This is a genomic window from Bdellovibrionota bacterium, from assembly GCA_035292885.1.
In the GTDB taxonomy this organism is placed as follows: Bacteria; Bdellovibrionota_G; JALEGL01; order JALEGL01; family DATDPG01; genus DATDPG01.
Genome location: DATDPG010000032.1, coordinates 1 through 5,649, shown reverse-complemented (window position 1 = coordinate 5,649; position 5,649 = coordinate 1). Strand labels below are relative to the sequence as shown.

Genomic DNA, 5,649 nt, shown 5'->3' with positions numbered 1-5,649 from the left:
GATGTTTTTCATGAAGAGCCGTTTTTTGGCTTTTTCCCGGTCCAATGCCGAACGATCGTGCCGGCACGGCATATGATTTCGGACGGGGCTTCAGCGCATTCCCGGGCGTACGATTCGACTTCCCGATCCCCGATTTCCAACAGCGAATAAAGCGCATTGCACCGCGTTTCATCGTCCCGATCGTGAACCAGCCGCCGGAGAATCTCTTTCCCCTCTTTCTGACCCGGGTTTCCCGACAAATGGCCGGCGACAAAAGCGACGTCCCGACGAACGACGGGATTTTCATGAAGCGACAATGTCTTAAGCCTCCCGATCGTCACACGATCTTTTGAAAGCCCCGGGTGAAAAGCCAGCAGAACCCCTACGTGAGGTCTGCCGCTTTCCATTTCGTCCAACAATACCGGGAGAAGTTTTTTCTCTCCCTGCCTTCGAAGCGCATCGGCCGCCGTAAGTTTAATGCTCAGCACTTCATCGCGTGCAAGGACGGACAGAAGCGTCTCCGTCACTTGAACATTTCGCAAAGTCCCTATGGCCCGCACGATTTCTTGGCGCACTTCCGCTTCGGCTTCGGTCAATGCCGCAATCAAGCGCGGAAGAATTTCCGGCTCGGCCAGAACGCCGATGGTTTCGGCCGCCTTCTGCCGAATGAGAGGGTCCGGATCCGAAAGTCCTTCCAGCAGCGCGTCGATCTCTCGGCGCAGTTTGAACCGCCCGCGAACGTCCAGCGTTTTCGGCGGGGTTTTTTTGGTTCGCTTCTCCGAGGGAGCCGCCGGTTTCCTTCCGCGAAGCGACGCGTCCACGATGATTTCGCTTCGACGATTTTTCCGTTCGTTCAAATCCCCCCATCGCTTGAAGTCCGATTCGCTGTTGTAAAAAAAAGGCGAAAGATGATTGTTGCGGGAATAACTCAGGAACTCGATGTAATTTCGGACCAAATTTTCAAACGAAATACCTTCGCTTTTGGGCACCGAGTGCCCCGCGTCCAGAATATCCTGCATCCGAACGTCCCGAAGCGCGGAGGCGATCCCTTCAAAATCCCGCGCCTCCACCAGCGACCAGGCGGAACCGTTTTTCAAGAATCCGATTCGTCGGAGGAGTTCGCGGAGAAACGTGTCGGCCACCATGAAATCGTCCGCCATCGCGAGCGACGAAAAGTGCCGAATCAACTGAAAATCAAATGCCAGGTCCTCGTGCCCGGTGGGAAAGTCTTCCACGCCGGCCGAAAATCGCCGGGCCATCAGCTCGACCAGAGAAAGGTTTTCTCCTCCTTGTTTGAGAAACATTTCCAAGTTCCCCAGAAGTTCCACCTGACCCTTATGATAGAGGAGCGAGCGAGGATCGACTTTGCGGCGAAAATCGTCGCGCAAAATAACGTCGTACGCCTCGCGCGCCGACATCCCCGACCACACCGCATCGGCCGTGTCGCGATCATAAGCCAGGCCGATCAGTTCGATTCTCACGAAACGCTCCCCCACCGCGATACGATCTCCCGGCCGCGGGTTCCGAACGGGCGAATTTCGACCTGGCGCCGGCCGGATGAACCAAAAGCCATTTCAATTTCGACTCGGTCGCCGGACCAAATCCGATCGAATCGATCGAACCATTCGATCACCGCTACTCCGTCGCCTCCGATCATTTCGTCCAGTCCAAGTCCTTCCAATTCTTTTTCCTTTTCTACGCGATAAAGGTCGATGTGGTACAGCGGGAGCTTCCCCGGATAGATGTGAGCGAAGACGAACGTGGGACTCGTGACGGCGTATTCACTGTTCACACCCACGCCCCGGGCCATTCCTCCGACAAACGCCGTCTTACCCACTCCCAGGGGGCCAACCAAGCCTATGACATCGCCGGCCTTCAAGAGTTCACCCAATTGAACCCCGAGGCGTTGGGTGTCCTCCAGCGATTGAGCTTGAATCGGCGTTCCGTGACTCATGGTTCAGGCCGCCTTCATAGGGAAAGAGAAAGAGATGGAAATTCGTCGATGACGTCGCGGGCCAGAAGGCCACGCGTCCCTTTCTTGATTACGGCTCGATCTCCGGCCATACCGTGATGAAAGACCGCCGCGACCGCGGCATTCACGATCGAGAGCCCCTGCCCCAAATATCCGCCCGCTACACCGGCCAAAACATCCCCCATCCCGGCCGTCGCCATGGCGGGGTTCCCCGTCGGGTTCAGATACGTATCGCCGTTGGGGAGCGCGATGACCGAATGGGCCCCTTTGAGAACGACCACCGCTCCGGTCCGGTCCGACATTTCACGCGCAACCCCGATGCGGTCGCTTTGAATTTCTTTGTTCGTTTTCCCGGAAATCCGCGCCATCTCCCCCGGATGAGGCGTGAGAATCGCCTTTTGGAGAGATTTTCTTTCCGCCGCAAGTTTTTTCCCGAAGACGTTTAAGCCGTCGGCGTCCAGAACCACGGGTATTTTCAATTGAGCCAAAAACTTTCGAAGAAGATCGTAAAGCCCTGGATGCGGAATGAGGCCGGGCCCGATGACGACCGATTGCTTTCCTTGGGCCAGTTCCAAAAGCCGCGGGAGATTCTTGTCCGACAATTTTCCGTCCGTGTCGGTCAACGGTTCGGTCATAACCTCGACCAGCTGGGATTTCACGATGGCATGAGCGCTTTCGGGAACCGCCAGCGTCACAAGTCCCGCGCCGGCTCGAAGAGCCGCCTGACTGGTCAGCACCGACGCGCCCGATTTTTCCTTGGATCCGGCGATCACCAGGACATGGCCGTAGGTCCCTTTGTGCGAATCGAGCCGCCGTGGAGGAAAAAGAGAGAGAATGGATCTCGGATCGGTTTCGAAGAGCCGCGCGGCTCGGACATCATCGCACCATTTTTCATCGATGGAGATGTCGGCCACGATGACTTCACCGCTGACCACCGGGCCTTCCCGAAAGAAGAACCCTCGCTTCTTGCAGGCGAACGTCACGGTGCACTTGGCTTGAACCGCCGTTCCCAGAATCTCGCCGCTGTCCGCATCGAGACCGGACGGTATATCCACGGCGTATACCGCCGCCCTCGAACGATTGATCCCCTCGACAGCGGCGGCGAAAACCCCGGTGAGCGGCCGCTTCAAGCCGGTTCCAAAAAGCGAATCGACGACGATCTCCCAGGAGCGACTTCGAAGATTCTTGGCGAGTTCTGTCGCATTGCGAATTTCGACCGGGTAAACCTCCATTTTTTCGAGGATCTTGAGATTTTGAAGCGCGGGATCTTTTTTCGGCCGACCTCCGAGCAAGAAAATCTCCACACGGGCACCCGCCATCGAAAGATAGCGAGCGATGACAAAACCGTCCCCGCCGTTATTCCCGTTTCCGCAAAAAACAGCCACGGATCGATCGGCAAGTTTCCCTTCTTGCCGCCGGATATCCGCGAATACGCTCCGCCCGGCGCTTTCCATCAGAACAGCTTCGGGTATTCCTATTTTTTCGATGGCATACCGGTCGAGCCTGCGCATCTCTTCCGCCGTAACGATCCGCACAGCACATGCTTATAGCCTAAATTGAGTCTCCCAGCGAACGATTGAGAAGAGCGCAAAACGCCCCCAGAGAAGACTTCCGAGCTTCAGTGATATCAAGCCCTTAAGACCTCAAGAAGCGAGCAAGATGAGCTGCTTCATCTCGCGTACGGCCCGGTCAAAACCGATCAAGACGGCCTGGGCGACGATCGAATGGCCGATCTGAAACGACTCAATCTCGCGAATCGCCGCCACCGCTTGGATATTCGACGAGTTCAAACCATGGCCGGCGTGCACGCCCAATTTCAATTTTGCCGCGAATTGAACCGCCTCGATGATTCGCGCCACCTCGTTCTTCCGATCGACGGCACGCACGGCGTTGGCGTATCGCCCCGTATGAATCTCAATCGCCTGCGCGCCAAATCGATGCGCCAGCTTGATCGCATCCGTTTCCGGATCCACGAAAAGGGAAACGAGGATCCCGGCTTCGCGAAGAAGAGCGACGCTTTTTCCAAACGAATCTTTCTGCTGAGTGAGATTGAGGCCACCTTCCGTCGTCAGCTCTTCCCGCCGCTCGGGAACCAGCGTCACGGTGTCCGGCTTTAAATCGAGAGCGAATCGAAGCATTTCCTGTGTCGCCGCCATTTCAAGATTGAGTTCGGTCTGCACGATGTCGCGCAGGAGCCGGACGTCGCGATCCTGAATGTGGCGACGATCTTCACGAAGATGGCAGGTAATATTATCCACTCCGGCCATTTCCGCGAGCACGGCGGCGGCCACCGGATCCGGATATTTCGTCCGCCGGGCCTGGCGAAGTGTGGCTACATGATCGATGTTGACGCCGAGTTTTGCCGTCATGAAGCGCCAATCTCTTCCTGAATCACCGTGGCGATCTCATCCGCCAACTCAGAAACGAGCTTATGATCTTCTCCTTCGACCATCACACGAATCTTGGCTTCCGTTCCCGAGTAACGGACCAGCACCCGGCCCGTTCCATTGAGACGTTTCTCCGCCTGCCGAATGCTCTTCGTCACGGGCGAAATTTTTTCCAGCGCCCTTTTCTCGCGAACTTCTACGTTTCGAAGCTCCTGCGGATAGCGGTCGAATTGACCGTAAAAAGACGAGAGTGGTTTCCCCTGCCGCCGAAGTTCGGCAAGCAAGAGCACGCAGGTCAGAATGCCGTCGCCCGTCGTACTTCGGAGCAAGTTCACGATGTGGCCGGACGGTTCTCCCCCTAACTCGGCCCCGGTCTCCTTCATTTTTTCGACGACATATCGGTCCCCTACCGGGGCTCGGTGAAACGGGATCTTCTTGCCTTCCAGACGCTTCTCCAGACCGAAATTGCTCATGACGGTTCCCACCACGCCGTTCTTGAGCTCGCCCCGCTTTTTCATCGACTCGGCCAAAATGGCCAGAAGATCGTCGCCGTCGAAAATCCTGCCCGTTTCATCACAAACCACCACACGATCCGCGTCGCCGTCGAGGGCGAGCCCGATCCGGGCGTGCGCTTCTTTCACCTTCGCAATCATTTTTTGGGGATGCACCGCGCCGCAATTCTCGTTGATGTTCTTTCCGTTCGGTTTGGCGCTGATCACGGTCACATCCGCTCCCAATTCGGAAAATACAACCGGTGCGATCTTGTAAGCGGCGCCGTGAGCGCAGTCGACCACCATTTTCACGCCGTCCAACGAAAGCTGCCGGGGAAAATTATGTTTGAGATACGAGATGTAACGGCCTCGCGCGTCTTCCAAGCGGTGGGCCTTTCCGACGGCTTCCGCGTCGGGGCGCCGACGGTCCAGCTCCGCGTCCGACATCACAAGCTGTTCGATCGATTCCTCCACGGCGTCCGCCAATTTGAAACCGTCCGGGCCGAAAAATTTGATGCCGTTGTCGTTGTAGGGATTGTGCGAGGCCGAAATCATGACGCCGGCGTCGGCGCGCATGTCGTTCGTCAAGAACGCGACAGCCGGGGTCGGCACGGGCCCCAAGAGAACTACATCCACGCCCATGGAGCAGAGACCGGAAGCCAGCGCCGTCTCAAACATGTATCCCGAAAGGCGCGTGTCTTTTCCGATCAGAACTTTATGCCGGCGGTCATCCGCTCGGCGAAACACGCAAGCCGCCGCGCGACCCACTTTGAGGATCGTGTCGACCGACATCGGTTCTTCATTGGCGGTTCCTCGAATG

The 5,649-nt window shown here is 57.0% G+C and carries 5 protein-coding genes; all 5 read right to left on the bottom strand.

The features are described 5' to 3' along the window. Positions 1–8 precede the first annotated feature (8 nt). Entirely contained in the window at positions 9–1,460 is a 1,452-nt protein-coding gene (locus VI895_02660) for a HEAT repeat domain-containing protein (GenBank protein ID HLG18702.1), read from the bottom strand. After that, positions 1,457–1,933 carry a tRNA (adenosine(37)-N6)-threonylcarbamoyltransferase complex ATPase subunit type 1 TsaE gene (gene tsaE / locus VI895_02655; protein ID HLG18701.1) on the bottom strand — a complete coding sequence of 159 codons (477 nt, stop codon included), beginning with the start codon at positions 1,931–1,933 and terminating at the stop codon, positions 1,457–1,459. The genes VI895_02660 and tsaE overlap by 4 nt, the downstream gene beginning before the upstream one ends. A 14-nt stretch (positions 1,934–1,947) precedes the next feature. Then, complete coding sequence (locus tag VI895_02650; GenBank protein ID HLG18700.1) at positions 1,948–3,486, bottom strand: NAD(P)H-hydrate dehydratase; 1,539 nt, start codon at positions 3,484–3,486, stop codon at positions 1,948–1,950. A gap of 108 nt (positions 3,487–3,594) precedes the next feature. After that, positions 3,595–4,320, bottom strand: a complete 726-nt coding sequence (locus tag VI895_02645) for a pyridoxine 5'-phosphate synthase (GenBank protein ID HLG18699.1) — start codon at positions 4,318–4,320, stop codon at positions 3,595–3,597. Continuing rightward, entirely contained in the window at positions 4,317–5,648 is a 1,332-nt protein-coding gene (glmM, locus tag VI895_02640; protein HLG18698.1) for a phosphoglucosamine mutase, read from the bottom strand. Before glmM ends, VI895_02645 begins: the two co-directional genes overlap by 4 nt. Position 5,649 lies beyond the last annotated feature (1 nt).